At 46.7% G+C, this 26,524-nt stretch carries 24 protein-coding genes; 7 read left to right on the forward strand and 17 right to left on the reverse strand.

Annotation, left to right across the window (positions count from 1 at the left end; translation table 11 throughout):
- Positions 1-104: 104 nt before the first annotated feature.
- The 3 genes from GC098_RS17635 to GC098_RS17645 all read right to left on the reverse strand — a co-directional run bounded on the left by GC098_RS17635 (position 105) and on the right by GC098_RS17645 (position 4,620).
- Positions 105-1,289, reverse strand: a complete 1,185-nt coding sequence (locus GC098_RS17635) for a glucose-1-phosphate adenylyltransferase (RefSeq protein WP_171644428.1) — start codon at positions 1,287-1,289, stop codon at positions 105-107.
- Positions 1,290-1,296: 7 nt separating this feature from the next.
- Positions 1,297-3,201: a 1,4-alpha-glucan branching protein GlgB gene (gene glgB, locus GC098_RS17640; RefSeq protein ID WP_171644429.1), complete on the reverse strand. Its 1,905-nt coding sequence runs from the start codon at positions 3,199-3,201 to the stop codon at positions 1,297-1,299.
- A 285-nt stretch (positions 3,202-3,486) separates the two neighbouring features.
- Complete coding sequence (locus tag GC098_RS17645) at positions 3,487-4,620, reverse strand: PP2C family protein-serine/threonine phosphatase (RefSeq protein ID WP_171644430.1); 1,134 nt, start codon at positions 4,618-4,620, stop codon at positions 3,487-3,489.
- Between the two features lie 262 nt (positions 4,621-4,882).
- Here GC098_RS17645 and GC098_RS17650 point away from each other — a divergent pair, with 262 nt between their 5' ends.
- Both GC098_RS17650 and GC098_RS17655 read left to right on the forward strand, forming a co-directional pair.
- Positions 4,883-5,299 carry a YtxH domain-containing protein gene (locus GC098_RS17650; RefSeq protein WP_171644431.1) on the forward strand — a complete coding sequence of 139 codons (417 nt, stop codon included), beginning with the start codon at positions 4,883-4,885 and terminating at the stop codon, positions 5,297-5,299.
- Between the two features lie 65 nt (positions 5,300-5,364).
- The gene (locus tag GC098_RS17655) at positions 5,365-5,778 is read left to right on the forward strand and encodes a hypothetical protein (RefSeq protein ID WP_171644364.1); all 414 of its coding nucleotides are present in this window, start codon (positions 5,365-5,367) and stop codon (positions 5,776-5,778) included.
- 512 nt (positions 5,779-6,290) lie between these two features.
- Here the strand turns inward: GC098_RS17655 and dgoD are convergent.
- The 7 genes from dgoD to fumC form a co-directional block, all read right to left on the reverse strand.
- Positions 6,291-7,439, reverse strand: coding sequence for a galactonate dehydratase (dgoD, locus tag GC098_RS17660; RefSeq protein WP_171644432.1), 1,149 nt, complete (start codon positions 7,437-7,439; stop codon positions 6,291-6,293).
- Positions 7,440-7,519: 80 nt separating this feature from the next.
- Complete coding sequence (locus GC098_RS17665; protein ID WP_171644433.1) at positions 7,520-9,136, reverse strand: response regulator; 1,617 nt, start codon at positions 9,134-9,136, stop codon at positions 7,520-7,522.
- On the reverse strand, positions 9,133-10,887 hold the full coding sequence (locus GC098_RS17670; RefSeq protein WP_312880181.1) for a sensor histidine kinase: 1,755 nt from the start codon (positions 10,885-10,887) through the stop codon (positions 9,133-9,135). The genes GC098_RS17665 and GC098_RS17670 overlap by 4 nt, the downstream gene beginning before the upstream one ends.
- Positions 10,888-11,001: 114 nt before the next feature.
- Entirely contained in the window at positions 11,002-11,817 is an 816-nt protein-coding gene (locus GC098_RS17675; protein ID WP_171644435.1) for a carbohydrate ABC transporter permease, read from the reverse strand.
- Positions 11,814-12,698 (reverse strand): carbohydrate ABC transporter permease, encoded by an 885-nt coding sequence (locus GC098_RS17680; RefSeq protein WP_171644436.1) that lies wholly within the window; start codon positions 12,696-12,698, stop codon positions 11,814-11,816. Before GC098_RS17680 ends, GC098_RS17675 begins: the two co-directional genes overlap by 4 nt.
- 95 nt (positions 12,699-12,793) lie before the next feature.
- A complete protein-coding gene (locus tag GC098_RS17685; RefSeq protein WP_246358675.1) occupies positions 12,794-14,134 on the reverse strand; it encodes an ABC transporter substrate-binding protein in 1,341 nt (446 codons plus the stop codon).
- Positions 14,135-14,393: 259 nt separating this feature from the next.
- Positions 14,394-15,785: a class II fumarate hydratase gene (gene fumC / locus GC098_RS17690; RefSeq protein WP_171644437.1), complete on the reverse strand. Its 1,392-nt coding sequence runs from the start codon at positions 15,783-15,785 to the stop codon at positions 14,394-14,396.
- Between the two features lie 199 nt (positions 15,786-15,984).
- Here fumC and GC098_RS17695 point away from each other — a divergent pair, with 199 nt between their 5' ends.
- Entirely contained in the window at positions 15,985-16,377 is a 393-nt protein-coding gene (locus GC098_RS17695) for an acyl-CoA thioesterase (protein ID WP_171644438.1), read from the forward strand.
- 11 nt (positions 16,378-16,388) lie between these two features.
- Here GC098_RS17695 and GC098_RS17700 read toward each other — a convergent pair whose 3' ends face one another.
- Positions 16,389-16,958, reverse strand: coding sequence for a pyridoxamine 5'-phosphate oxidase family protein (locus tag GC098_RS17700; protein ID WP_171644439.1), 570 nt, complete (start codon positions 16,956-16,958; stop codon positions 16,389-16,391).
- 294 nt (positions 16,959-17,252) lie between these two features.
- On the opposite strand from GC098_RS17700, the gene GC098_RS17705 reads away from it, so the two are divergent.
- Positions 17,253-17,420: a hypothetical protein gene (locus GC098_RS17705; RefSeq protein ID WP_171644440.1), complete on the forward strand. Its 168-nt coding sequence runs from the start codon at positions 17,253-17,255 to the stop codon at positions 17,418-17,420.
- Between the two features lie 585 nt (positions 17,421-18,005).
- Positions 18,006-18,623: a PdaC/RsiV family protein gene (locus tag GC098_RS17710; RefSeq protein ID WP_246358677.1), complete on the forward strand. Its 618-nt coding sequence runs from the start codon at positions 18,006-18,008 to the stop codon at positions 18,621-18,623.
- Positions 18,624-18,625: 2 nt separating this feature from the next.
- On the opposite strand, the gene GC098_RS17715 is transcribed toward GC098_RS17710, so the two are convergent.
- Entirely contained in the window at positions 18,626-19,630 is a 1,005-nt protein-coding gene (locus tag GC098_RS17715) for a TRM11 family SAM-dependent methyltransferase (protein ID WP_171644441.1), read from the reverse strand.
- A gap of 143 nt (positions 19,631-19,773) precedes the next feature.
- Positions 19,774-20,646: a LysR family transcriptional regulator gene (locus GC098_RS17720; protein WP_171644442.1), complete on the reverse strand. Its 873-nt coding sequence runs from the start codon at positions 20,644-20,646 to the stop codon at positions 19,774-19,776.
- A gap of 126 nt (positions 20,647-20,772) precedes the next feature.
- Between GC098_RS17720 and GC098_RS17725 the strand changes: the two genes are divergently transcribed.
- Complete coding sequence (locus GC098_RS17725) at positions 20,773-21,843, forward strand: branched-chain amino acid aminotransferase (RefSeq protein ID WP_171644443.1); 1,071 nt, start codon at positions 20,773-20,775, stop codon at positions 21,841-21,843.
- A 246-nt stretch (positions 21,844-22,089) separates the two neighbouring features.
- On the opposite strand, the gene GC098_RS17730 is transcribed toward GC098_RS17725, so the two are convergent.
- The 4 genes from GC098_RS17730 to GC098_RS17745 form a co-directional block, all read right to left on the reverse strand.
- Positions 22,090-22,563 carry a YkvA family protein gene (locus GC098_RS17730; protein WP_246358678.1) on the reverse strand — a complete coding sequence of 158 codons (474 nt, stop codon included), beginning with the start codon at positions 22,561-22,563 and terminating at the stop codon, positions 22,090-22,092.
- Positions 22,564-23,011: 448 nt separating this feature from the next.
- On the reverse strand, positions 23,012-23,632 hold the full coding sequence (locus GC098_RS17735) for a LysE/ArgO family amino acid transporter (protein ID WP_171644444.1): 621 nt from the start codon (positions 23,630-23,632) through the stop codon (positions 23,012-23,014).
- Positions 23,633-23,637: 5 nt separating this feature from the next.
- Positions 23,638-24,513 carry an N-carbamoylputrescine amidase gene (gene aguB / locus GC098_RS17740; RefSeq protein ID WP_171644445.1) on the reverse strand — a complete coding sequence of 292 codons (876 nt, stop codon included), beginning with the start codon at positions 24,511-24,513 and terminating at the stop codon, positions 23,638-23,640.
- Positions 24,514-24,518: 5 nt separating this feature from the next.
- Positions 24,519-25,553 (reverse strand): agmatine deiminase family protein, encoded by a 1,035-nt coding sequence (locus tag GC098_RS17745; protein WP_171644454.1) that lies wholly within the window; start codon positions 25,551-25,553, stop codon positions 24,519-24,521.
- 231 nt (positions 25,554-25,784) lie between these two features.
- Between GC098_RS17745 and GC098_RS17750 the strand changes: the two genes are divergently transcribed.
- Complete coding sequence (locus GC098_RS17750; RefSeq protein WP_171644456.1) at positions 25,785-26,420, forward strand: FMN-dependent NADH-azoreductase; 636 nt, start codon at positions 25,785-25,787, stop codon at positions 26,418-26,420.
- Positions 26,421-26,524 lie beyond the last annotated feature (104 nt).

The raw sequence follows: 26,524 nt of genomic DNA on the forward strand, positions 1-26,524 counted from the left end.
CATACACTCCTCCTTAGAGTCTTGCTTTAGCAAGACTTGCATCGTAAGCATTTACTGAGTTTTGCGTTAGCAAAACTAGCTTCGTAAGCATTAGCTATGTCCAATTAACCGAAATTCAGCCTCGTATCCGTCAGCTTAGCAGGTATCACAGCTGGATAATGGCGTCCTACCACTGTTTTCTCACCTACTGCAATAATCTCTGCACCACCTGGCTTACCAACAATAGCTCCATCTTTAATAATGGATCCTTCTCCAATAACAGCATTAAGAATAAGTGCATTTTTTCCAATCTGAACACCCGGCATGATGACACTGTTCAGGATCCTACTATTTTCTCCAACCTTAACGCCATCAAATAGAACAGAATGACTTACATTACCATGAATGGCTGCGCCGTCTCCTATCACCGCATTGTTCACTCTGGCACTTAGGGAGACATGGCTTTTCGGAAGATCACGTTCTTGGGTCAGCACAGGCCATGTATCGTGATCCCATTGCAGCCTTGGCGTGTAACCAAGTAAATCCATATGGGATTCCCATAGGCTTTCGATCGTACCGACATCTTTCCAATACCCTTCAAAAGGATATGCGGATAAATGGGCTCCTGCCGTCAGCAGTCCAGGAATAATATCATGACCAAAATCATGACTTGATGTCATATCTTTCGCATCTTGTTCCAGACATGCCTTCAGCACATCCCAATTAAATATATACACGCCCATGGAAGCCAGATTGCTAACAGGCTTGAGCGGTTTCTCAGCAAATTCGGTAATTCGGTGATGCTCGTCCGTATTCATAATGCCGAACCGGCTTGCTTCTTCCCATCTCACTGGAATAACCGAAAGCGTCACATTGGCACCAGATGCCTTATGATGCTCGAGCATAGCTCTGTAATCCATATTATAAATATGATCACCAGAAATAATTAACACGTAGCTTGGATCATGTGCACGAAGGTAGGATATATTTTGATAAATGGCATCCGCTGTCCCCGAATAAGCATTCGGAGCGCCAACTTGCCTTTCCAGAATAGAGATGCCGCCATTTTCACTCGCCATGCCCCAGGCTTCCCCATTGCCAATATGGGCATTCAAAACAGCTGGCTTGTACTGCGTCAGTACACCGACCGTTTCGATACCGGAATTACGGCAATTGCTCAAGGTAAAGTCAATAATTCTATATTTTCCTCCAAAATGAACAGCCGGTTTAGCGATATTTTTAGTTAAAGGACCCAATCTAGTACCTTCACCACCAGCTAATAACATGGCTACACATTCCTGCTTTTTCATAGTCATCTCATCCTTCCGAAGGAATATATTTGAGTACGATTGCTGCAAGGGGAGGTATCGATATCGTTAAGCTATGTGGACAATCCTGGCATGTCCACTCTTCGGAGACTAGCGTACTGTCGTTCGTCACGCCCGATCCGCCATATTCTTGCTTATCACTATTAAAGACCTCCTGATAACGCCCGGGCCTCATCACCCCTAGTCGATATCCCTCATGAGCCTCAGGCTTGAAATTACAGAGAATCACGAGCTGTTCATCGCTGTTTTCCGCTTTTCGAATAAAAGAAACCAGTCCATCGCTTTTATCCTCAGCGTTAATCGGTTCGAAGCCGCTCGGTTCATAATCCAATTCCCATAAGGCTCTCTCCGCTATGTAGAAGTGATTCATATTTTTCACAAAATGCTCAAATTGCTGATGTTCTTCAAATTTCAATAAATCCCATTCCAGCGATGCTTCCGAATTCCAATCATCGATCTGACCGAATTCATTTCCCATGAAAAGCAGCTTTTTACCCGGATGACCCATCATATAGATGTACAGCACCCGCAAATTGGCGAAACGCTGCCAGTTGTCGTCACCTGACATTTTACCGAGAAGGGATTTACTGGAGTGAACCACTTCATCATGCGCATAGGGGATAATATAATTCTCATCCCAAGCATTTAGCAGCGAATTCGTTAATTGATCTTCCTGACTGCAGCGTTCTTCCTGATTTTTCTTCATATACGCAAGCGTGTTCCAAGTAAAGCCTAAGTTCCATTTGTAATTAAAGCCTAGTCCGCCATTCTCGACGGGGGCGGTTACGCCTGGATAAGAGCTCGTATCCTCAGCCATCATCAGTGCATTGGGATACCTAGAGAATACGACGGCATTCAGCTTCTGGAGGAAGGCAATTCCTTCGAGATTCTCATCGCCGCCCTGTTCATTCACAATACGATCTTCATCTTCTCGATCAAAATTCAGCGTAAGTATGCTATAAACGGCATCTACTCTTAACCCATCAATATGATAGACATCCATCCAAAATAGGGCATTGGAGATCAAGAAACTAAGAACTTCCGGCTTTGCATAATCGAATACCTGTGTCCCCCAAGTAGGATGTTCACCTTTTCGGCTGTCTGCATATTCATAAAGCGGTGTTCCATCGAATCGGGTCAAGCCGTGAGCGTCTTTGCAGAAATGTGCGGGCACCCAATCCATAATGACGCCAATCCCCTTCTGGTGGCAACGATCAACGAAGTACATGAAGTCCTTCGGCGATCCAAACCGGCTCGTCACCGAGAAATAACTGGTTACCTGATAGCCCCAAGACGCATCCAGAGGATGTTCCTCTAACGGCATCAGCTCAATATGGGTATAGCCCCGTTCATGCACATAATCGACCAGCTCGTCAGCTAATTCCACATAACTGTAGAATCCGCCGTCTTCCTTCCGCTTCCAGCTGCCCAAATGCACCTCGTAGATAAGAAGCGGCTGTTGTAGGAATTGGTTTGACGTGTTGTTCGCCAGCCACTGCTTATCCTGCCATTCATAGCCTTCCAATGAGGTAACAATGGAAGCCGTTCCGGGCCGAAGCTCGGAATGAAACGCATAAGGATCTGACTTTAGATAGCATTCATCGTCTAGTGTGACGATTTCATATTTATATAGTGTGCCTTCACCGAGTTCCGGAATGAACAGCGTCCATACGCCATCTGCTAGCGACATCTGGTGATTGCTGCCATCCCATCCATTGAAGCTACCTGAAACGTTAACCTGCTTGGCATTTGGCGCCCAAACTGCGAAGTTAACCCCCATCTGACCACTGCGCTCTTCCACATGGGAACCCAGAAAATGATAACTTTGATACTGCGTACCCTCATGTAACAAATACAAAACGTCTGAACTGGTTTCCGATGCCAATGTCGCCATCCCAATTCCTCCCAACGTGTTGGACTCTAATACTCCTTATTACACGCCTTCGGGTCTATTGAAACAAAAAACGCACAAGTTTTATTCCCGATTTGGGATAAAACTTGTGCGTTTTTTGTAAACCATTCTTCGCCAATCGGCTATCTGAGACGATGTTTTTCATCGTTAACCGACGGGGAAAGCGGAATTTTGCCCCTTTAACGATGTAAAACATGCTTACAGTTGTGGGAGATGGCCATTTTTCGCCAATTGGCCGACTGAAACGATGTTTTTCACCGCTAACTACTACGTCGTAATCATAACCAAGCACATATCGTCTTGCGGAGAACCTGTTTTGGCAAAAGGGTAAATACGCTCAACCAAGCCATCGGGATCGTGCGTCGTCGTCTCCTGCAAGCTTCTCATGATTTTGGTGATGCCATCCTCCTGTTCATCATCGAGCCACTCCGACAGACCGTCAGTGAATAAGACAATCCGGGCATCCTTCTCGTAGGGAATTACACCTTTGGTAATCTCAATCCCCTCAAAAAAGCCAAGGGCACAACAGCCTTCTGTCAATAGTTTCACTTCACCGTCCAAAAGCGCGATGCCTGCAGGATGTCCGGCATTCACATACTCAATCGTGCGCTGTTCCGTATCTAGGACCATATAAATCGCCGTAAAATAATAATTAATCAGGTTATCTGATTGATGCAGCTGATTCATCCGCCCATTCAGCTCACGCATCACGCCTTCCGGATCACAAATGTTCGTGATGGTATCCTTCAAAGCGGAATAAATATACATGCAGACAAGCGAAGACGAAATGCCGTGCCCCATCATATCCAGCAAAATGATCCCATGCCGATTGGGTCCAATCGGATACCAGGCATAGAAGTCACCCGCGAGCTCAGAAGAGGGTTTATAGACCGCTGAGATCTGGATATGCTCATTCTGAATCGGGTTGCTCAGTACACTAAGCTGCACTTGTTTGGCCAAATCAAGCTCATATTTAATCCGCTTGTCCCGCTCTTTGTGCCAATCCTTCTCATATTTCAAGCGGAGCGTAGAACGAATACGCGCAAGTAGTTCCACCTTGTTAATCGGCTTCATCACATAATCGAGTGCACCGGCATCGAGCGCTTCAGCCAGCTTGTTGGAATCCCCCATCGCCGTCACGAAAATAATCGGAATATCCCGGAACCTTTCATCGGCTTGAACCGTCCGACAAGCTTCCACCCCATCAATTTCCGGCATCATCATATCCATCAAAATCAAATCAACCGGCACTTCAACCGTGCTTGGTGAATCCATATCTAATAATTGATACAGCTCTCTCGCAGAAGACACCATAACTAACTCGGTGTAACCGGCTTTAAGCAGAATTTTTTCAATAATAAGTAAATTTGTTGCGTTATCGTCTACTATCACAATACTCATTTCTCAAACCCCTTTCGGGTAAAAGTTAACGGAAACCCTCATCGTAGTTTACCATAATTTATTATCAAACATGTTGATCGTTTATTTTATCTACTACCCATTTGAAAAAAATTCAATCACAAGGATGCTCGGGCTTCCTCGCTTATATCAATGAAACGGAAATAAAAATGAGTTTTTCGTGTTTCAAATAAAAGAAAGAAGGTTACATCCTAGTATGAAGCATGGCAACACCACAACACCCAAACTAAAGGAGAGATGACTCATGAGTGAAGCAGTCGGAACAAACAAAGGCGGACTATTGTTAGGTTTAGTAATCGGCGGCGCTGTAGGCGCGATAACCTCATTGTTATTAGCCCCTAAAGCCGGGTCGGAGCTGCGTGAAGACTTGTCAAATACGTATCGCACGTTCAATGATAAAACAAGCCAATTGGCTTCCGCTGTAGGTCAGAAAACACAGGATATTGTCTCGACCGTAAGTGACAAAACACAAGATATCGCGTCAGCTCTTAGTGAGAAGACGCAGGAAGTTGCTTCAGCAGTCAGTGAGAAAACAAAGGATATGGCCCACTCCGTTAGCCATCAAGCTTCTGAGGCCGCTGATAAGGCCAAAGAAAGCAAACAGCTTGTAGATGAGTCTTTACAGGCTGCCAAAACGAATTACCAAAACAATCAACATTAAGGGTATCACATAGATTCGTAAGGACGGATTAACGATTTCCGCTTGCTCGAAAGGAGTAGATTACGATGGATAAAGGCATCTTGCATCAACAGTTAACCGATTTGGGGTTGGAACGTATCGAGTACACGGAGAAATCGGTCTATAAATTCGATATTTATCACGATGCCACATCAACCGCCTACCCGCTTACGTTAACCACATTCACCTCTGAACACGGGAATACAACCGTTCATTTCCATGAGGCCGACTTTCAAGAGAATGAATTCGTTCCTCTGCAAGTTCGCCGAACAGCATTGGACAAGCTAATTGAATTAGAGCGACTCTGTAATGGATCAGCCAGCAGATCCTTGGCAGAAGCCAACAATGGCTCCATGGCGCAGGATATGGATGAGATGAAGAAGCTGGGTAATGAAATGAAACATATGAAGACGAATAGCGAGCTGCTGGAAAAGAATATGATTCCTGATCCGATTCAGTAGCTCAAGGATTCGTCTTTTCTTACCTTCCAGATCAATGTCTTGATCATGTACCAGAAGTGGAGAGCTCCGGGCTGAGAAGCCGGAAATCGACTTCTCGGCAGACTGTCCCGCACGTCCATGCAGATTAAGCACCTAATCCACAAACTGTGAAAATCATAATTTCCTATACAAAAAAAAGAGAGGCTGACTCAAAAGGTTAATAACCTAGCGAGCAGCCTCTATTTTGTTTCGATACGGAGCGAAATCTAACAGGAATTCCTCCAGCTAATTTGGCGTTAATTGTTCTAAACGGTCATCTAACTGGAAAACCTCCCTCTAATTTTTGGGGAAATCGCTATTCAGCGAGAAAACCTCTGAAATAACGGGAGATTTTCCATGTAAACTAGCTTTTCATGAAAAAATACCCAAATTAACGGTAGGTTTTCCATGTAGTGCAACAGTGAAAACAGAGGCAGCCTAAAGATGAACGCCTTATGGGACAGCCTCATTCTTGCTCTTTCCTGTTGTTCCACTTACCACTCGGCTACCGTACCATCGGCTTGACGCCAAACTGGATTTTTCCAATTATGACCAATAGTAGCCATCTCTCGTACTTTATCTTCATTGATCTCGATACCAAGACCTGGGGCTGTTAGATTGGCAACGAAGCCTCCTTCATACTTAAATACAGAAGGATCTTTCAAATAATCGAGCAAATCACTGCCTTTATTGTAGTGAATGCCGAGACTTTGCTCCTGAATGAAGGCATTCGGAGAGCACGTATCCAGCTGTAGGCATGCTGCCAAAGCGATAGGGCCTAACGGACAGTGCGGCGCAATTGCAATATCGTAGGCTTCTGCCATCGCGGCGATTTTGCGTGTTTCCAAGATGCCTCCAGCATGGGAGAGATCGGGTTGGATAATGTCCACGATGCCTTGGGCCAGCAGCTCTTTGAAGCCCCAGCGCGTATACATCCGCTCGCCCGTGGCAATCGGACACGAAGTGTAGCGAGCGATCTCTTTAAGCGCTTCATTATTTTCAGGCAAAACAGGCTCTTCAATGAACATTGGACGATACGGCTCTAGTTCCTTGACGATGATTTTGGCCATCGACTTGTGCACCCGGCCGTGGAAATCGATGCCGATGCCAACGTCTTTGCCGACGGCTTCGCGTACCGCGGCAATGCGCGCAATAGCTTCATCGACTTTGCTGATGGAGTCGATGTAGTGCATTTCCTCGGTGGCGTTCATTTTCACCGCCGTAAATCCAGCAGCGACCTGCTGTTTGGCCGCTTGACCTACGTCGCTCGGGCGGTCCCCGCCGATCCACGAATAGACACGCGTCTTGTCGCGGCAAGCACCGCCAAGCAGATCATAGACGGGCGCATTGTAGAATTTGCCCTTAATGTCCCAGAGCGCTTGCTCAATGCCTGAGATAGCACTTGTCAAGATCGGCCCTCCGCGGTAGAAGCCCCCGCGGTACAGCACTTGGAACATATCCTCGATCCGCATCGGATCTTTGCCAATGATATGGTCGCTCATTTCCATCACCGCGGCAGCAACTGTATCCGCTTTGCCCTCAACGACGGGCTCTCCCCATCCCGTAATGCCTTCATCCGTTTCGATTTTCAGAAATAACCATCTTGGCGGCACCTTAAACAGTTCCAGCTTCGTAATTTTCATGATCATCGTCCTCCTCTATCCCCTGTTGAATTCGCCGGGCGAGTCCAAACTCCTCTCACCAATCAGCGATGAATTGTTCGCTATGAATATTGATCTCGATACTCTTGCGGAGTCATGCCATAATGCTTCTTGAACGCATGGTTAAAGGAGTGTGGGCGCTGATAGCCAAGCTGTGTGGCGATTTCATAAATCTTATCCTGGCCATTCTTCAGCAGATAAGCGGCTTTATCCATCCGTGCATGATTGACGTAGTCGCTTAAATTTTCACCCGTTTCAAGTTTATAGATCTTTGATATATAAACCGGATGCATGTACACATGATCGGCAATCGATTGTAAGGAGACGTCGCTAGCCAGATGCTGATCGATGAAAGACCTAATATCCTTGATCAGCGTTGAACGGCTGTCCTGCCTTTCTTGATCCATATCCTCCTTCATGCGTTGTAAAGAACGAATCGACCATTCGCGCAGCTGATTCACGGTACGAAAAGGTATACCTTCCATCATTCGTTCGTAATCACCGCCAATGAGCTGATGCAGCTGTCGGCCATTCTTATGTGCAATATAAGCAAAAGCGGATGCGATCGAGAAATAAACTTCTAATAGATGTTCCTGAGATTCCGAAAATCTAACTTCCATTTCATCAAAAATCAGGGACAGCTTCTCCTCTGTATCTTCCCATCTTGCTGCTTCCAACAAATGATTAAGCGTCGGCGGCTCGTACAGCCTTTGCAAGGCTGACAGTTCGGTCTGAACAGACTCATCGCCAAGCCGCATGAACAGCTCGTGCTCACTCCCGATACGTTTGCGAAATGCGCTAAGCGAGCTATTGTATAGCGCATTTATTTCGGCCGGGAAGTCGCCCCAACTGCTCAGAAGGATGGAAATTTTGCCTTTCAAATAATTGTTCACGGCTGATTGGAGATCAGCAGCCGTACGTTCCAGCCAAGCCGAATCTTCCTTGTCGGATGTTTCCTGCTTATGCTTCATCACAAATACCAAATAATCGTGAGCATCCTTCGTATGCCAGCTATCGAATTTCTCCGCAAATAATTCGTCGGCCATATTGCTAATCGCATATTCCATTAACGACAAATGTCCGGTATCATATTCCAGAAAATCCGATTCCAACCGAACCATCATCAATACGCAAGCATGCTCATGGTAATCTGGGAGCTCTAGAATCTGCATTTTTTCTCGAAGTGAATGCTCCGATATTTTGTGCCCTTGAAGTAAATCATTCAATAAATTCCCCCTTAGCAGAGGGAGGTTTTCCTTGAGAGTATACGTAAGACGCTGCGTGGAGATGACGTTCTCCCATTCCTTCTGCAGCTTTTCCATCACCCGGCTGACAGTAGCCAGTAAAGCTTGTTCAGTGACAGGCTTAAGCAAATAATCCTCCGAGCCCTGAAGAATCGCTTCTTTGGCATAGTTGAAGTCCGAGTATCCGGACAAGAGAATACACTTGGTCTTCGCCCAACGACGGTTGATCTCAGCAATTAATTGCAAACCGGAGATACCTGGCATCTGAATGTCCGTAATCACGATATTAATCGACATTTGTTCGAGCAGCTCCAGCGCTTCTTTACCAGAATATGCCTTAAAAACCTGCTCAATCCCGATAGATGCCCAGTCAATCGTAGACTGAAGCCGATCCACGACATGCGCTTCGTCATCGACAATCAATAGTTGAATCATCGTTTTATCACCTCGGTGGCTAGATCACTCTCCTGCGAGTTGTGTTTCCAAGTCAGTACGGCCCTTAAACCACCGTCATGTACTCGTTCAAAAGTAAGTCCGGAGCCTTCCCCGAACTGATAATACAAACGGTGGTGGACATTCCATGTTCCACAGCCAATCTCATCAGACATTGGAGCCTCCAGCTGTTTAAGCAGCTTATCTAAGCCCGCTTCATCCAACCCTCCGCCGTTATCTTCAACAATCAGACGATTCCAACCTTCCTTCTGCTCACCCGTGATCGTGATTCGATCACCCTCTGCGCTGCGCTCAATTCCATGGACAATGGCATTCTCTACTAACGGCTGCAAAATAAGTCGGGGAACCCACTCGCCCAGCATCTCTTCCGGCACATTTATCTCATATTTCAACCGGTGTATGCGGAGATTCTGAATCGTTAAATAATGGCCTACCAAATCCAGCTCATCACGCAACCGGACACTTTGTTTTTCGACTCTCGTCGTGTAACGGTAAAACTCAGCTAAATTTTGCGACATGGCTACGACTGATTCTTTATCTTCCATCTCTGCTGAATTGATGATGAAGAATAAGGAATTATACAGAAAGTGCGGGTGAATCTGCGATTGCAGCTGCTTCAGAGTCGCTTCACGTGAACGGATTTTCTCCGCATAAACATCCTCTACAAGTACTTGAATTTGCTCCGCCATCTCATTAAAACGCTGGATGAGGAAATCAAATTCATTTTTGGCTCTATACGCGATCCGAGCCGATAGATCGCCTCGCTTCACTTGCTGTACACTTTGAATCATCTTGCCAATCGGAATTTGCACGTTGCGATACAGCAAGAATGAAGCCAGAATACTCATCACAAGTAGCAAAGCAATAGAAACATAAAACAATTTACGCGTCATGGTAATAGGAGAAAGTATCTTCTGCACAGGTACATAATCAACCAAGTACCAATCCAACTGTTCCGATTTGACAAAGCTGATCAAATACTGTTGATTCGCGATTTCAAATTGAACTTGGCCGGTAAGCGGTAAGCTTTGACCAGCCAATCTTTCATGGATTGTATGTGTAATCGACGGATTCGACGAGCTATTGAAAACCACCCTATTTTGCCCATCAACCAAAAAAGGATCACTTCGTTTATCTTGCTTGTACACATCCAGCAGTTGAATCATATTCTGCACGCTGAACCTTACTTGATACAGCACATTAGCTTGACCGGCAACCTGGGCACGTATCGGCTCACTAATTTCCCTAACGAACGACCCTACCCCATTGTCACCCTTGCGTTCCTCATACGTCCATGTTCGCTTTATCGGGCTATCCCAAGGCCAAGTATCCGTCCCATTCACAAAAATACTGGAAGATAACACTTGCTTCCCATGTGGAATGGCAATGGTCAGTTCATTCACCCATCCGCTGGAGACACTTTGAAGGCTAAGTTTTTGTATAATACGCGACTGTTCTTTCAGCATGTCATAATCGGGCGACTCATTCCTGTCGATAAATTCCCTTATGTAAGGATCGCTGCCAAGAATAACGGGAGACATCGCTAATCGCTCCACGTCCCCATCCAATTGATGCATGAAGAAAGACAGCTGGTTTAAATTCGATGACTGAATCTGGTCTTGAACAACGTTATTCGTTATCCGATTCGTATAGCTGTAGAGCAGCACAATAGGGATAAGGAGTAGAACCAATAGAATGAGAATTTTGCTGAAAATATTAAGTTTATACGGCACGCTGGGCTCACCTTCCATGCTTCTGCTAAGCTTTCTAACTTAGAGTTAACTATACGAGAGAAGTCATGCAAAGAAAAGGCGACGACTATCCTCGTATTCGTTATGTCTTCGTTATTAGCCTTTAACTGCACCAGCAGAAAGTCCGCTGACCACGTAGCGTTGAGACACTAAAGCTATGATCAGAACCGGAAGTGTAATGATACAAGCCGCTGCCATCAGCGCACCCCAGTTGATTTCGGAATAGGACATAAAGTTAAACACAGCGATCGGTAATGTTTTGGTTTTGTCCCCTGCCAAGATAACCGAGAACATGAAATTGTTCCACGAAAAAATGAATGAGAGCAGCGATGCAGTAATGACACCTGGTCCTGAGATAGGCAAAATAATGCGCAGAAACACTTGATGATGCGTACATCCATCGATAAGCCCAGACTCTTCGATTTCCGTAGGAAGGGCCTCGAAAAATGAAATCATAATCCAAATAATAAACGGTAATCCAACAAGCATATGACTTAGAATTAAAGCTGTATACGTGTCTACCAAATGGATCTTGGAGAACAGGATGAACCAAGGAATCAAGAACGTGATTCCCGGAATAATTCTCGCAACTAAGATGAGAAGTCCCAGCTTGTGAAGGTGATGTCTTGCAATGGCATAAGCCGCAGGAAGCCCTAAAATAAGGGACAAAAGCGTTGAACCAGCCGCAACAAGGAAACTATTCCAAATAAACTTCAGGAAATTGTACTCTTTGAATACACTGACATAGTTATGAAAAGTCGGTTTGAAAAAGAAGATATCACCTGTCGATAAAATCTGTGATTGCGTCTTAAAAGAAGCCAATAACATCCAGATAAATGGAAAACCAAAAGCGATTAGGACTAGGAACGTTAGCAGCATTTGTATAAGTCTTAAGCCCTTCTTTGGCTTCATGATGAGGTTCCCTCCAATCGTTTGCGCATCCATATCATAAATAAAGTCAGTCCCATCACCAGAGCAAAGAAGATAACAAGTAACGATGAAGCCATACCCAACTTAAAGTATTGGAATCCGAGCACATAGCCGTACAAGTTCAATGTCTCTGAAGCAAAATTCGGTCCGCCTTGTGTGGTCGCATAAATAATATCGAACGTCTTCAACACATCGATTAAGCGAAGCATCGCCGCTACAATGATCGTTGGTTTCAGCAAGGGCAGCGTAATGGAAACGAATTTTCTCCATGCCGTTGCACCATCTACATCCGCCGCCTCATAAGGATCGGTTGGAAGTGTAGCTAAGCCTGCCATAATAATTAGAGCAATCATCGGTGTCCATTGCCAGACGTCTACAATAACTAAGGAAGGTATAACCTGATTAGGTGAGGCTAGCCATAGTAAAGGCTTCAACCCCATCGATTTGAGCATCATATTAGCTACCCCAATGGTCGGCTCATAGATGAGCATCCACACCAAGCCCATAGCTACCGGTGTTGCTACCATGGGCAGCAGGAATACCGTTTTTACGATGTTTTTGCCTTTGAATTCCCTCGACAGCAGCAAGGCAATCGCAATCCCCAGAATAACTTCAAGCCCAAGGGCCATGATCGTGAAGTAGAACGTTGAACCTGTGGCATGCCAAAAGCGCTCATCTTTGAATAAGGCGATATAATTCGACAACCCTACAAAAAGTGGTGGTGTTGTTGCGGACATGCTCCACTCATAGAAGCTGATTCGGAATGTATAGATGATTGGAAACAACATCATCAACAGGACGAAGATGACCGCCGGAAGTGTATAAATCCATTTTAAATTGCGGTTAAACCAACTGTATTGCATGACTTCATTCACCCTTCCTGATGAAATTGTACCCTTATGCAAAGGGTGAAGAGGGCCACTTGAGATGACCCTCATTGCTAACGTTCGTGCTGTATTTATTTCGTTTTGTCTTTATCCATAATCGCTTGCAAAGCTGCATTCGCTTTGTCTGCTACTGGCTGAATGTTCGTTTCACCAGTCATTAATTTTTGTACGATTTCACCAACGGCATCACGAGCTTCACCAACACTAATTACCGTCGGACGGTCGTGGTCAACACCGTTTTTGGAGCTTTCTTTAATGATAGGAACAAGATCCGCTGGGAAGCCTGTCGTACCTTCTGGTTTATCCCATACCGATGCGCGAGCGCCTGGGTTCCCTTTTTGCTGCGTTTTCAACACGATATCTTTGCTTGTCGCCCATTCAATGAATGCCCAAGTCGCATCTTTGTTACCCGATTTGGCGTTCATTGCAAGACCCCAAGATGTAATACTGTAAGGCTTAGAACCTGCTTTACCACCTGGCATAACGGCAAAACCAACTTGATCGGCGATTTGGGACTTCGCTGGGTCAGTCGCATTTTTGTAGAGCGAATTCGCATCTGTTAAGAAAGCAACTTTCCCTTGTGCGAAAATACCGAAAGCTTGCGGCCAAGACATATTGAGTACGCCTGGAGGCGCATAATCCTTAAGTAGAGTGCCGTATGTTGTAAATGCTTTGATTGCTTCTGGCGTGTTAATCGACGCTTTGTCGCCATTCGTGAAGTCTGCACCTTCTGAGTATAAGAAGGAAGATACTTGCGTAACTAGCGGTGAACGTTGGCCCCTAGCCACAAAACCGTACATTTCGTTCTTCGGATCATGCAGCTTCTTAACTGCTGCTTGCAGCTCATCTAACGTTTTCGGTACCGCAATACCAGCTTTTTGCAGCAGATCTTTGCGGTAGTACAAAATTTCTTGCTCAGTAATAATCGGAATACCAGCTAGCTTCGCATCAACCGTCGTGGAACCAACAGCGGATTTAGCGAAATCGGCGAAGTCATAGTCCTTTGCTTTTTGAGCATAATCATCCAGCGGTTGAACCCAACCGTTTTTATAGAAAAGCTTGCCCTCTTGAAGCGGACGATACATGAAAACGTCTGGTGTCGCAGAACCGGATGTAAATTGTACGGTTAGTTTTTGTGTCAGCTGATCCTCGAAAAAGCTCTCAACGTTGACCTTGATCCCCGTTTCCTTCTCGAAGTCAGGCAGCAAAGGCTTGATCGCATCCGCCCAAGGATGATTCGCTGCTACTAAAGAGATCGTCTTTCCTGCAAAAGGCTTCGCATTAGCGGTTGCGCCCGCTGCAGGCGTTGGTTGCTGCGTTTTCTCCGGCGTGCTTCCGCATCCTGCAACAACTGTTGCTGCCATGATAACTGTGGTTCCAACACCGACCCATTGTTTCAATGATTTTTTCATCTGATATGTGACCTCCCAGGTAATCTTAAATGTATGTGCTTACATATCTAAGAGTACTTGATTCTTATATTCCGTTATATAACGAAAATTAAACATGCATAACTACATGTGAAGGGAAAAGGTGGGTCAATAGAAAATCCTCGATATTTGCACTAAATGCGCCTTTTTGGCTCTTTCGGCTCTTAAACAAACTCTACCGGTAAAAAAAAAGGATGAGCGTCAGTGTAAACTGCGCCCAACCCCTCTTTATGAAAATCACTCATCTTTCCTTTGGACTCACCATGTCTTCCGGACGCACGTAGCTGTCAAACTGCTCGGCCGTTAAGTAGCCGCTGCGCACGGCTGACTCCTTGAGTGTCAGCCCTTCTTTATGGGCTTGCTTCGCGATGCTGGCCGCTTTCTCATACCCGATATACGGGTTGAGCGCTGTAACCAACATAAGGGATTGCTCGAGATTGCGCTGAATCACCTCGCGATTCGGCTCCATACCAACGAGACAGTTATCGTTGAACGAGCGCATACTATCAGCCAACAGCCGCACGGACTGCAGGAAGTTGTGAATGATCACGGGCTTGAACACGTTCAGCTCGAAGTTGCCCTGGCTGGCGGCGAAGCCGATGGCCGCATCGTTGCCCATGACCTGGCAAACGACCATCGTCATCGCTTCGCTCTGCGTGGGGTTGACCTTGCCCGGCATGATCGAACTGCCGGGCTCGTTCTCCGGGATCGTGATTTCACCGATCCCGCAGCGGGGACCGCTCGATAGCCACCGCACATCGTTGGCTATCTTCATTAAGTTCGCCGCCAGCGCCTTCAGCGCGCCGTGGGCGTAAACGATCTGATCATGGCTGGTCAGCGCATGATACTTGTTCTCTGCCGAGACGAAGCGCGTGCCCGTCTCGCGAGACAAAGCTTCGGCGACACGCGCGCCGAACTCGGGATGCGCGTTCAGCCCGGTGCCGACGGCGGTACCGCCGATAGCCAGCTCGCGCATCGTATCGACACTGCTGCGCACCATGCGCCCCGTCTGCTCCAGCATCGCCCACCAGCCGCTGATCTCCTGCCCCAGCGTGAGCGGGGTAGCGTCCTGCAGGTGGGTGCGGCCGATCTTCACGATGTCGGCGAAATCCGTCATCTTGCTGTGGAGCGTAGCCTGCAAAAGCTCCATCGCAGGCAAAAGCTCCTCCTCCACCGCGATGACGCCAGCGACATGCATCGCGGTAGGAAACGTATCGTTTGAACTTTGCGAACGATTCACATCATCATTGGGATGAATGCGTTCGCCGCCATCCCCCAGCAGTTCGCTGCCTCGGTGAGCAATCACCTCATTGACGTTCATGTTCGACTGCGTCCCACTGCCCGTCTGCCATACGACGAGCGGGAACTCGTCGTTCCAGCGACCCTCCACGATTTCATCTGCAGCCTGCGCAATCGCCTCCGCCTTCTCGGGAGTTAACCCGGCTAGCTCGCGGTTCACCTGCGCGGCGGCTTTTTTCAACAAGGCAAAAGCCCCAATCAACCGCACCGGCATCCTCTCCGTGCCAATCTTAAAATTCTCATAGCTGCGCTGCGTCTGAGCCCCCCATAACTTATCCACAGGTACTCTGATTTCACCCATCGTATCCTTTTCAATGCGATAATCTTGCGCCATTTTGTGCCGCCTCCCGTTACCTAGCTTTATGTGCAGATAAAATAAATTAACCAATCTACTGACATCATCAAACACGCATGGCATAGTTTGCCCACGTTATGCTGCAGTATGAGCCTTCTACTGGTTTTCACATCCGTAAACGAGCTATAATGAACAAAAACACCTGCCCATGTCAGGTGTAAAGAAGGAGCTCATTTTCATGGAATCCAAACTGGATATCATCGTCAGATCAACGGAAATTGATGTGAATGGACACGTCAATAATGCCAAATATTTGGAGTACCTAGAATGGGGGCGCGAGGAATGGTATGAGCAGTCCCAGCTATCCTATGAAACCTTTGGTGCGATGGGGATTCAAACCGTTACCGTGAACATCACCATCAATTATAAAAAAGAATGCAAACAAGGAGATCAACTAACGGTCACCTGCCGCCCTGACAAAATGGGACGCTCCAGCTACGTGCTGAAGCAAGAAATTTTCAACAAGCAAGGCGAGCTATGTGCTGACGCCCTTGTCACCAGCGTAACGATGGATAGCACGACGCGTAAAAGCCGAGAAGCGCCCGAGGCATTGCGAAAACATTTTGAATAAAAAATGCGATCTTACACAGTGCCTGTGGATAACTTTTGACCGATTGTCGTCAGCAGTCCGTCCATGCTTGTCACGTTTTTTTCTTGCCAATAGTCATCCAGCCCTTGCTCGCCTTGTTTCGTAGCCCAATTCTGCAGGGTATTCCGCTCTCCTTCATAAGTATAAAAGGGAACACTGTAGCCGCATGATGTTTTGACTTCATGGACTTGGACGACGATAATTTGCCGAGCTCCAGGCAGCATCGTAAAACGCGGAGACAGTTTCTCCCACATTGGGGTCCCTGGCAAAACAACTTGCCCCTTCCCATACAGGCGCAGAATCATAGGTGGTCCTTCCACGGCCGTGAACATCAACGTAATTCGTCCATTCTCCTCCAGATGCGCACTTGTCTCATTTCCGCTCCCCGTTAAGTCCAAATAGGCCACTTCATTCGCTGATAAAATACGCAGCACATCATGACCCTTCGGTGAAAGATTAACGTGCCCTTCCGCCGATAACGGTGCCGACCCCACAAAAAAAATGTGCTGCTTCGCGATAAATGCTTCATGCTCCGGCAGCAGCGCTTCAAATGATTTCCCCATATGCGAATCATCGCCTTTCCATTTTCTTCTATTATGCTCTCCCTTACGGTATTTGTGAAATAGTTAAAATAGACATTCTTTATAGTCTTTACCTATGGTTTATAGCTACTGCATTCTAATATCAAATAAACAGCCTGTATGTTTACTGGAAAATAGAGACATACTTAGTTAGTCAAAGATAAACGGCTTACGCTGTCCTTTAGGACGAGTGCGTTTGTCAGGGTTGATGCAAAGTAAGATAAGTTGCCAACTTATACTTACTGATCAACTGAAACTTAGAGGAGGTGATTTCAAATGTCAACGACCAACAGCAGTGATGATGTGGTGAGCCATGGCATTAATGCCGCACAGGCCAACGCGGAAGATAGCGAATCTAAACAAAAAGTGGAGGAGTTAAACTCCTTGCTTCAAGGTGCAGCAACAAACTCCAGCGCCAATGAAGATACGTCCTCACAAGAGTAATCTGCTGCAAATCATTTTAGATGATTAAGAATTAACACTATTAGATAAGAACAAACAAGGTACTGCAAAAAGAGCTTTTCCTACTGGTCTATCTAGACCGAGGAAGAGCTCCTTTTTTGGTACTAAAGGATGATAGGCGGATGAGCTGAGTGAACCCCGCTGCCAATTTCGACCAATCGGAGTGCTTTAACTCACTTCTACACACAATTACTTTTCCACTTCTCTAGTACAGCTGCGCTCCTCCATCTTTCTACTTCCTAACTCCTACTTCTACCGCCCATTCCTCCCTTCCTCTACTCCCTACCTCTCCGCGCTTCCCCAAAAAGAGCCTCCAGAGACTGCTATTTCTCCGTTTTCATCCCTTTTGATCGAAATAACAGCCTTTAGAGACTCTTATTTTCGAAAAAAGTGAGTTATAGTAGGTAATTTGATGGAAATAGAAGTCTTTTAGGGCTTCTATTCTTCTGTTTGTTGTATTTTATTCCGCAATAGGAGTCTTTCGAGACTCTTATTCTCCAACATTCCCAAGAACATTGAACCAAACGCCCATGCGCCGAATAAATTGTAGCAAAAACGTATGGATGGATGATGAAGATGAACGGATTAGATGAACCCGTTAGTATACAGACGTATAAAGTGCTTCGTGATAAATTAAACCTACTGTACCCAGCTGTTGTGAAGCATTCGCCTTACACGGCAGAGCTTGCAATGAACACAGCGATTGTTAACGCAGTTAATAAGCAGCTTCGCGAGCAAGGCTATCCACAAAATCCGCAGACAGACGTGACGGCTCATTATGAGCTTAAGACGAATGAACGCGGCATCCTTAGCTTGACCTTATGGAATTATGCTTTTTCGGGTGGAGCCCATGGACTAACGATCCAAAACGCACTGACCTTCAACACGGAATCGGGCAAAGCCTATGCGCTCAAAGATCTGTTTAAACCCGGCAGCGATTATGTTGCCAAGCTTAGTGCCATTATTAAGGCTGAGCTTAAAACTCGGGATATTCCTTTGTTGGTAGAATTTAATAGTATTAGACCCGACCAGGATTTTTATATCGCCGATAAGGCTTTGGTCATTTATTTTCAAGTGTATGAGCTGGCCGCTTATGTCTATGGATTTTTGTATTTTCCTATTTCTGTGTATGCCATCCAGGATATCATCACTGAAGATGGACCGCTTGGTAAAATGCTTTATTAGTGCTAGACGCAGACGATTATTTGTCTACTGAAGTTACCTTTATTGACGGTGCAGCGCTCTGCGATGCGAAATCCTGCTTTCGCGATGAGTGGATCGATCTGCTCCGTCGTAACGATAACCGCGCGCTTTGCTAATCGGCGGGCGCTTTGGAGCATTTGCAGCTGCTCGTCCTCTGGGAGCTTCGAGCAGAGATTGTACGGCATGTCTAGGATGAGCGCATCGTAGCGGACCTGTGGGCTGGTCGGTGATTCCATCACCTGCTCGCCTATGCATCCAAGGCTGATCGGTGACGAAACCTGCTCACCTACCAGGCCTAGGGTCCGCATATCCGCGATGCTCACTACGTTCGGCATGCCGAAGTGCTCGAGATTCACCCGCGCACCGCGCACTGCCAGCGGGTTGATGTCGCAGCCCACGATGTCGATGCTCATCGACATCGCCTCCACCAGCACCGTGCCGATGCCGCAGCACGGGTCAATTGCCTTCGTGCCCGCTACGTCGGGCACGGCAATGTTCACCACCGCCCGCGCTACGCGCGTACTCAGGGCGGTGGAGTAGTTCTGTGGCTTCTGCTGATGCTGAAGCCACACGGCTTCGCCGTAGCTGCAGTGGCCGAACAACCATCGGCCTCCCAGCTCCGTCACGGCGAACCATTGCTCCGGCCGTCGCATCTCGGCTTTGCCGCGAAGATGCCGGCCTATTTCGCGAGCGACCTCCCGCTGACGGTCCGTACTGACCGCAGTGTCTGTCTCCGCGAACGCAACCTTGAACGTTGACCCCTGTACGGTCAACGCTGCCACCATCGAGGCCAGCTCCGGCAAGCTGCCGGCCTCGAACAACACATCCAGCCGCAGCTTCAGAAACGGGCTGCGGCTCGGCTCTACACGACGCGCGCTAACGGCGTAGCGCGCGCCAAGCACTGCCTCTGCGCCCAGTAAGGTGCGCAGCTCTAACTGGCACAGCGCCTGCTCGTCTTCGTGGCAGGCGTATACGTATATATGTTCCATACATCATCCCTCATTTTACATGTTAAATGCCTAAATCTGTTTTGTCTTTTGTCTTTTGTCTTTTGTCTTTTGCCTTATGCCTATGTCTTATGCCTTATGCCTTATGTCTTTCAATTTTCCGCTCTCTGTTATCTTTCCTATGTCTACAAAAACTGCTGCATCAATTGCTTCATAAACATATCCATCGTCTTACATAGGAACATATCCTTCCGATAAACAATGCCGACGTCCTTCTGGGGAATCGGGTCTATAATCGGGATACTCCGGATGCCGCTGCTGCGGATACTGTCCACATAGGACTGTGGCAAAATAGCTCCGCCTACATTATTTTTGGCCATCTGAAGCAGTGACTCCAAGGTGGAGAGCTCTATCGCCGGCTTCCACTCAAAGCCAGACTGCTCACAGCAATCATCCATCATTTGCCGAACATAAAACTTTCTCTGGAGCATAGCGACTGGAAGCTGGGCCAAGTCCGTCAAACGAATGGCTTTCGCCTGTGCAAGCGGATGTTTGTCCGAAATAACAAACCGCAGCTGTTCATTGTACAACGGCATGTAATGGAACTGTTCATCTTCATCAGGCAGGAAAACCACGCCGATGTCAAGCTGGTTGCTCAGCAGACGCTCCTTCGTCTCCTCGGTAGCGAGCTCGGTCACAGATAGCTCGATCTTCGGGTAGAGGGCATGGAAGGCAATAATCGTCGCGGTGAGCAAATGATTACCGGAGCAGCCAATACGCAGCCGTCCCCGCTGCATACCCTGGATCTCATTAATAGCCGCCTGAGCTTGATCCAACTCATGGAACATGTTCCTGCTGTGTTTATGAAGGATCTCGCCTGCTTCTGTGATGTAAATCTTTTTTCCGATTCGCTGAAAAAGGGGTGATCCTACCCGATGCTCCAACAAACGAATCTGTTGGCTAAGTGTGGGTTGGCTGATGCCAAGCTTTTCCGCTGCCTTCGTGAAGTGAAGTTCTTCGCATACCGCTAAAAAGTATTCCAACAATCGATGCTCCATCTTGGTATGCCTCCGATCATAGTTATTAACTATGATGGTAATTGATTATTCGCAATTGATCAATGATTGTTATTTATCTATAGTAACGATAACAAGAAAGCACATTCGAAAAGGTGGTTGATGGCGATGTATGGACAGATTCGAATCGAACACAATCTGAGTTGTAAAGCAAAGCCCCGTTTTGAAGAGGACTTAGGGTTTGGGCGTCATTTTACCGATCATATGTTTATGATGGATTTCGAGGAAGGAAAGGGCTGGCATGATCCGCGTATTATCCCTTATGGACCCATTTCCCATGATCCTTCAGCGATGGTTTTCCATTATGGGCAAGCCGTGTTCGAGGGGTTAAAGGCTTTTCGTACGGAAAAGGATGAGATTGTTCTATTTCGACCTGACCAAAATGCACAGCGACTAAACCGTTCCAGCGACCGGCTGCAAATGCCCCAAATGGATGAAGAATTCGTCGTAGACGCTATTCGAACCCTCGTTCGTTTGGATGCCGATTGGGTGCCTCGAAAGAAGGGCTCCTCTTTATATATTCGTCCTTTTGTGATTGCCACCGAAGCTGGGTTAGGCGTGCGTGCCTCTTCGCGCTATTCGTTCGTTATCATTATGTCGCCGGTTGGCGCCTACTATGAGGAAGGTCTTCAGCCCATTAACATCCTTGTCGAAAGCCATTATGCCAGGGCCGTTCAAGGTGGTACAGGCAGTGCCAAAACAGCTGGTAATTACGCTGCAACCCTCAAAGCACAAGCCCTCGCCAAAGAACACAACTGTGCTCAAGTGCTCTGGCTGGATGCCATCGAGAAGACTTATATAGAAGAAGCAGGCAGCATGAATGTCTTTTTCAAAATCAACGGGGAAGTTGTGACCCCGAACCTTAGCGGCAGTATTCTGGATGGCATCACACGAAAAAGCATCATTCACCTGATGAAGGAGTGGGGCATTCCGGTTACAGAGCGGAAAATTTCGATCGATGATATTGTTCAGGCCTATGAGAACGGAACCCTGGAGGAAGCCTTCGGTACCGGTACGGCTGCCGTCGTGTCCCCTATTGGCAGTCTCTTGTGGAACGGTACGCCCATGGTGATTAACCAAGGCAACATTGGTGATCTGGTTCGTCGGCTTTACGACACGATTACTGGGATTCAATACGGAGGGATCGAGGATTCTTACGGTTGGACGATTTCTTGCTGAATTCCAGCTGTTAATAAAAAAGACACCTCTTGGGTGTCTTTTCTCATTTGGAGACTACTGTAATTTAAATGAGGGTCTATCACCCGAGGCTCTCACATGTATCGCCAAATAACAGGCACGATAACCAAGCCATACACCTTTGATGCAGAAAGTGCATCAAATTTACTCTATGTCAGGATTTTCAGGCCAAATCATGCAAAAAGTGCTAACGCTTTGCAAACAGCCCGGGGAGTAGTCAGCAACACTCTATTTTACTCCATGCTCATCACTCTCTGATTCCTTCTCTTTCTGCTCTACAAGCTGCCCATCGATATCGATAATATCCTTGCTGTTCATCACATCATCACCAAGAAAATCCCTCAGCTTGTTCTTCGCTTTGCGCTTCACATCGTCATCGATACTCCTTGCGACAGATGCCAAGGCTAACCCCAAAGCACTTAAATCATCTACATATCCGACAATCGGTAGCAAATCCGGCAAGAGATCCAACGGCAAAATGAGATAGCCCAGCGCGCCGTAGATTTGAACTTTTGCTCTAAGCGGTGTTTTCGGACTTTCTACGGCGTAGAAGAGCAGCAATCCGCTGTAAATGACTTTGCTGCCTGCCTTTTTGGCGCCCTTTTTCAGTTTCAGCCAGAAGCCGTCGGTTGAGAAATATTTCTGATATTTGGAAGAGTCCATCGCACGATCACTCCAATCATTTTTATATATATAACGCATATACAATAGAAATAAAGCATTCCCAGTTGATAATCACATGTTGTTATTTCGTTAGTGTGCTCTCCCTAACGCCAAGAAACTCACGTTTCTAGGCTTGCTCCCTCACTCAGTGAATCTATGTTGATTTTGTCACAAAATTAAGGACATTTGCAAGGCGTCCTTGAAGAAAAAAGAACTAGACCGGAGAGTGACTTCTCTCCGACCTAGTTCTAACACCCCGAAGTCTCATAAAGGGAACGTATATGCGTTATTTTGCTGAAAATCGCTATTTAACTCGTTAAACGGAACATCAAGCCCTTATTTCTCCTCCGTAGGCAGTATTTCAATCAAAAATGGCAAAATAACGTCTCCATGTTCCCTTTAAGCTCAAAAAGGCTGGATATTTGATAAATAGCGGATCGTAGTTCCGTTTGCTTTTGTTCGACAATGAAATCATCAAAAAAAAGAGCTACTCCCCAAGGAGCAGCCCTATGATGGCTACCAAGCCAAACACGGTTAATATGACACCCGATATTCGGTTGATCCAGCGAAAAGCCGTAACATGAATACGATCTCTAAGCATGCCAATCACAGTACTTAGCGCAAGCCACCATAAGGCGGAGCCTACGAATACGCCGATCACCAGGGCAACAGCTGAAGCAATGCCTGTCTGTGAGCCGCCCATCCCTAAACCAGCAAAAGAACCAAGAAAAGACATTATGGTCATCGGATTCGTAATGGTCAGCATCAGCGTGGAGACGTACGATCTGAAAAGCGTATTGCCTGAAGCTTTGGCCGCATCGGCAGCAGGCTTAGAGCGGAAGGTCCGCACGCCCAAATAACATAGGAATAAGCCACCGACCGCTTGCAGCAGCACCTTTTGGTCAAGCAGGAAGCTGGTTATAAGCGTAAGACCGAAACCGGCAATAAAGCCGTAGAAAGCGTCAGCCGACGCAGCTCCTAATCCTGACAAAAAGCCATGCAGTCTGCCTAATGTGATCGTTCTTCGTATACATAAAATACCGATTGGCCCGACCGGTGCAGCGATCGAGAGCCCCAGTAAAATTCCTTTCAACAACGGAATGAGCATTGTGATTACAGTACCTGCTCACCATCATACGTAGCAATCTTCTTATACAGATCCGGACGACGGTCGCGGAAAATGCCCCACTCAATACGCTGAACTTCCAGCTGATCAAGGTCGAATTCAGCAACAAGCACCGTTTCCTCATCGCGGCCAGCTTCCTCAATCATATTGCCCTGCGGGCCTGCGATGAAAGACGAACCATAGAAGTTGATGCTGGACTCTTCATCTTCTTCCTTACCGATGCGATTCGACGCGATAACCGGCATCAGGTTCGCCGCTGCGTGGCCGCGCATGCACATTTGCCAGTGATCCTTAGAATCGATCGAACCGTCCTGCGGCTCAGAGCCGATAGCAGTCGGGTAGAACAGTAACTCCGCACCCATCAAAGCCATAACCCTTGCAGCTTCTGGATACCATTGATCCCAACATACGCCTACGCCGATTTTGGCATAGCGTGTTTTCCAAACCTTGAACCCGGTATCGCCAGGGTTAAAATAGAACTTCTCCTCATACCCCGGACCGTCAGGGATATGACTTTTGCGATAAAGGCCAAGCACCTCGCCATCAGCATCGATGACAGCTAACGAATTGTAGCGCGCGTAATTCTTTTTCTCATAAAAGCTTATCGGTAGTACAACCTGAAGCTCCTTAGCAATTTCACGGAAATGATTGATCGCTTTGTTGTTCTCCAGCTCCGTCGCGTAATGATAGTAGTCGGACTTCTCTTTTTGGCAGAAATACGGTGTCTCAAACAGCTCTTGGATCAGAATAATTTGAGCGCCCTTCGCGGCTGCTTGGCGAACCAAGGCCTCTGCTTTGCGAATGTTTTCTTCTATATTATCGGAACAGCTCATTTGCGTTGCTGCTACTGTGACATTTCTCAATGGAATCACCCTCTCTTGCTTGCTGGCATTTGCTGTGTCGTGCAGTGAACGTTGCCGCCTTCTTTGATGATGGACATGCCGTTAATTGTGCGGATTCTGCGATCTGGGAAAGCTGCGCTTAGCACCTCTGCCGCCTTACGATCTGTCTCTTCCGCTGTTCCGCCGAACACTGGCAAAATGATGCCGCCGTTTACGAAATAAAAGTTCAAATAGCTCAGCGTCAGACGCTGCTCTTCAAAAAACGTTAAAGGAGGCTGTTCGATCTGGATAATTTCAAAAGAACGTCCCTTAGCATCCGTCGCATTGCGCAGAATTTCTAAATTCTCCTGAGTAATCGCATAGTTCGCATCCGCTGGGTCGTTGCAAACCTGCAAAATAATTTTGCCTGGAGCCGCGAAGCAAGCAATATTGTCGACATGACCGTCCGTTTCATCGCCGTCCAGCCCTTTATTCAGCCAGATGATTTTCTCAACGTTGACGAAATCTTTCACACACTCTTCGATTTGTTCACGGCTTAGGTCTGGATTGCGGTTCGTGTTCAGGAGACATTCCTCCGTAGTCAAAAGCGTACCTTCTCCATCCACATGAATGGAGCCGCCTTCCATGACGAGCGGAGCGTCAAAACGCTTCACACCGTGATGCTCTAGAATTTGCGGAGCCACGTTATCATCAAGATCCCACGGCGCATATTTGCCGCCCCACGCGTTGAATTTCCAATTCACAGCTGCAATTTCCTGCTGTTCATTTAACAAGAACGTTGGGCCGTTATCTCGGAACCAAGCATCGTTATGCGGAATGATCAGAAAATCAACGTTCTTCTCGTCGAACATAGCCTTTACTTGCTCAGCATCCGCCGGGTTCACGATCACTGTCACAGGCTCGAACTCGGCAATGGCCTTGACCAAATCTGCATAGCCTTTTGATACAACCGCATGATCCTCCGGATAAACCATCGAAGATTGAACGGGCCAAGAAATAAATGTACGTTCGTGTGTTGTCCACTCTGCTGGCATTCTATAGTGTAAATCCTTAGGTTTCATCTCATCCATCTCACTTTATATAAATTTGTTTGCAGCCATATGAAGGGCAAATATTGAAGTCAAATGCACCGTCTTTCATCATATACCAAAAGGAGCTTATGCTCAATGTACATAGGTTTACAAATTTAGCAATCGTTAAAAAACCAATTTGCTCTGCCTGCATATTTTATTTGCTTTTAATGAACATTATATATGGCTTTACCATGCAACCAAATGAAAGGACGGATCACATTGGCAACTGTTTTACATATCTCAGCACATCCACATGACCATCAAACATCATTCAGTATGGCTGTAGGCAAAGCCTTTATTGATACCTATCGGGAAGCCAACCCTAATGATGAAGTCATCCATCTGGACTTGTACAGTATTCAATTGCCTCACATTGATGCCGACGTATTCAGCGGGTGGGGAAAATTGCGAGGCGGTCAACAATTCTCAGATTTGAGCAAGGAAGAACAAACAAAAGTAGGTCGACTCGGCGAAATAACGGATCAGTTTGTCGCAGCGGATAAATACGTATTCGTAACGCCAATGTGGAACTTTTCTTTCCCTCCGCTTATGAAAGCCTATATCGATGCTGTTTGTATCGCTGGCAAGACGTTTAAGTATACAGAAACTGGCCCTGTAGGCTTGCTGCCTGACAAAAAAGCGCTGCATATCCAAGCAAGCGGCGGCGTTTATTCGGAAGGACCTGCTGCCGCTATGGAAATGGGACATCGTTATTTAAGTGTCATCATGTCATTCTTCGGCATTACGGATTTCCAAGGAATTTTTGTTGAAGGAATGGCTCAGTCACCCGACAAGGCTCCACAAATTAAAGAGGAAGCGATTAGCCGTGCGCAAGCATTAGCTAAAACGTTCTAACAAACAAGGATAAACGACTCCGTCGTCCTTCTAGGACGAGCGCGTTTGTCAAGGTAGATGCGAAGCAAAAGTATAAAACTTATACTTTCTTATCTAATGATAAA

This window comes from Paenibacillus phytorum, assembly GCF_013141715.1.
Classification (GTDB): domain Bacteria; phylum Bacillota; class Bacilli; order Paenibacillales; family NBRC-103111; genus Paenibacillus_E; species Paenibacillus_E phytorum.

What these genes read in the sequence shown, in the direction of transcription:
- GC098_RS17635 (WP_171644428.1), bottom strand. Translation starts at nt 1,289, where the DNA reads ATGAAAAAGCAGGAATGTGTAGCCATGTTATTAGCTGGTGGTGAAGGT.
- glgB (WP_171644429.1), bottom strand. Translation starts at nt 3,201, where the DNA reads ATGGCGACATTGGCATCGGAAACCAGTTCAGACGTTTTGTATTTGTTA.
- GC098_RS17645 (WP_171644430.1), bottom strand. Translation starts at nt 4,620, where the DNA reads ATGAGTATTGTGATAGTAGACGATAACGCAACAAATTTACTTATTATT.
- GC098_RS17650 (WP_171644431.1), top strand. Translation starts at nt 4,883, where the DNA reads ATGAGTGAAGCAGTCGGAACAAACAAAGGCGGACTATTGTTAGGTTTA.
- GC098_RS17655 (WP_171644364.1), top strand. Translation starts at nt 5,365, where the DNA reads ATGGATAAAGGCATCTTGCATCAACAGTTAACCGATTTGGGGTTGGAA.
- dgoD (WP_171644432.1), bottom strand. Translation starts at nt 7,439, where the DNA reads ATGAAAATTACGAAGCTGGAACTGTTTAAGGTGCCGCCAAGATGGTTA.
- GC098_RS17665 (WP_171644433.1), bottom strand. Translation starts at nt 9,136, where the DNA reads ATGATTCAACTATTGATTGTCGATGACGAAGCGCATGTCGTGGATCGG.
- GC098_RS17675 (WP_171644435.1), bottom strand. Translation starts at nt 11,817, where the DNA reads ATGAAGCCAAAGAAGGGCTTAAGACTTATACAAATGCTGCTAACGTTC.
- GC098_RS17680 (WP_171644436.1), bottom strand. Translation starts at nt 12,698, where the DNA reads ATGCAATACAGTTGGTTTAACCGCAATTTAAAATGGATTTATACACTT.
- GC098_RS17685 (WP_246358675.1), bottom strand. Translation starts at nt 14,134, where the DNA reads ATGAAAAAATCATTGAAACAATGGGTCGGTGTTGGAACCACAGTTATC.
- fumC (WP_171644437.1), bottom strand. Translation starts at nt 15,785, where the DNA reads ATGGCGCAAGATTATCGCATTGAAAAGGATACGATGGGTGAAATCAGA.
- GC098_RS17695 (WP_171644438.1), top strand. Translation starts at nt 15,985, where the DNA reads ATGGAATCCAAACTGGATATCATCGTCAGATCAACGGAAATTGATGTG.
- GC098_RS17700 (WP_171644439.1), bottom strand. Translation starts at nt 16,958, where the DNA reads ATGGGGAAATCATTTGAAGCGCTGCTGCCGGAGCATGAAGCATTTATC.
- GC098_RS17705 (WP_171644440.1), top strand. Translation starts at nt 17,253, where the DNA reads ATGTCAACGACCAACAGCAGTGATGATGTGGTGAGCCATGGCATTAAT.
- GC098_RS17710 (WP_246358677.1), top strand. Translation starts at nt 18,006, where the DNA reads ATGATGAAGATGAACGGATTAGATGAACCCGTTAGTATACAGACGTAT.
- GC098_RS17715 (WP_171644441.1), bottom strand. Translation starts at nt 19,630, where the DNA reads ATGGAACATATATACGTATACGCCTGCCACGAAGACGAGCAGGCGCTG.
- GC098_RS17720 (WP_171644442.1), bottom strand. Translation starts at nt 20,646, where the DNA reads ATGGAGCATCGATTGTTGGAATACTTTTTAGCGGTATGCGAAGAACTT.
- GC098_RS17725 (WP_171644443.1), top strand. Translation starts at nt 20,773, where the DNA reads ATGTATGGACAGATTCGAATCGAACACAATCTGAGTTGTAAAGCAAAG.
- GC098_RS17730 (WP_246358678.1), bottom strand. Translation starts at nt 22,563, where the DNA reads ATGCGTTATATATATAAAAATGATTGGAGTGATCGTGCGATGGACTCT.
- GC098_RS17735 (WP_171644444.1), bottom strand. Translation starts at nt 23,632, where the DNA reads ATGCTCATTCCGTTGTTGAAAGGAATTTTACTGGGGCTCTCGATCGCT.
- GC098_RS17745 (WP_171644454.1), bottom strand. Translation starts at nt 25,553, where the DNA reads ATGAAACCTAAGGATTTACACTATAGAATGCCAGCAGAGTGGACAACA.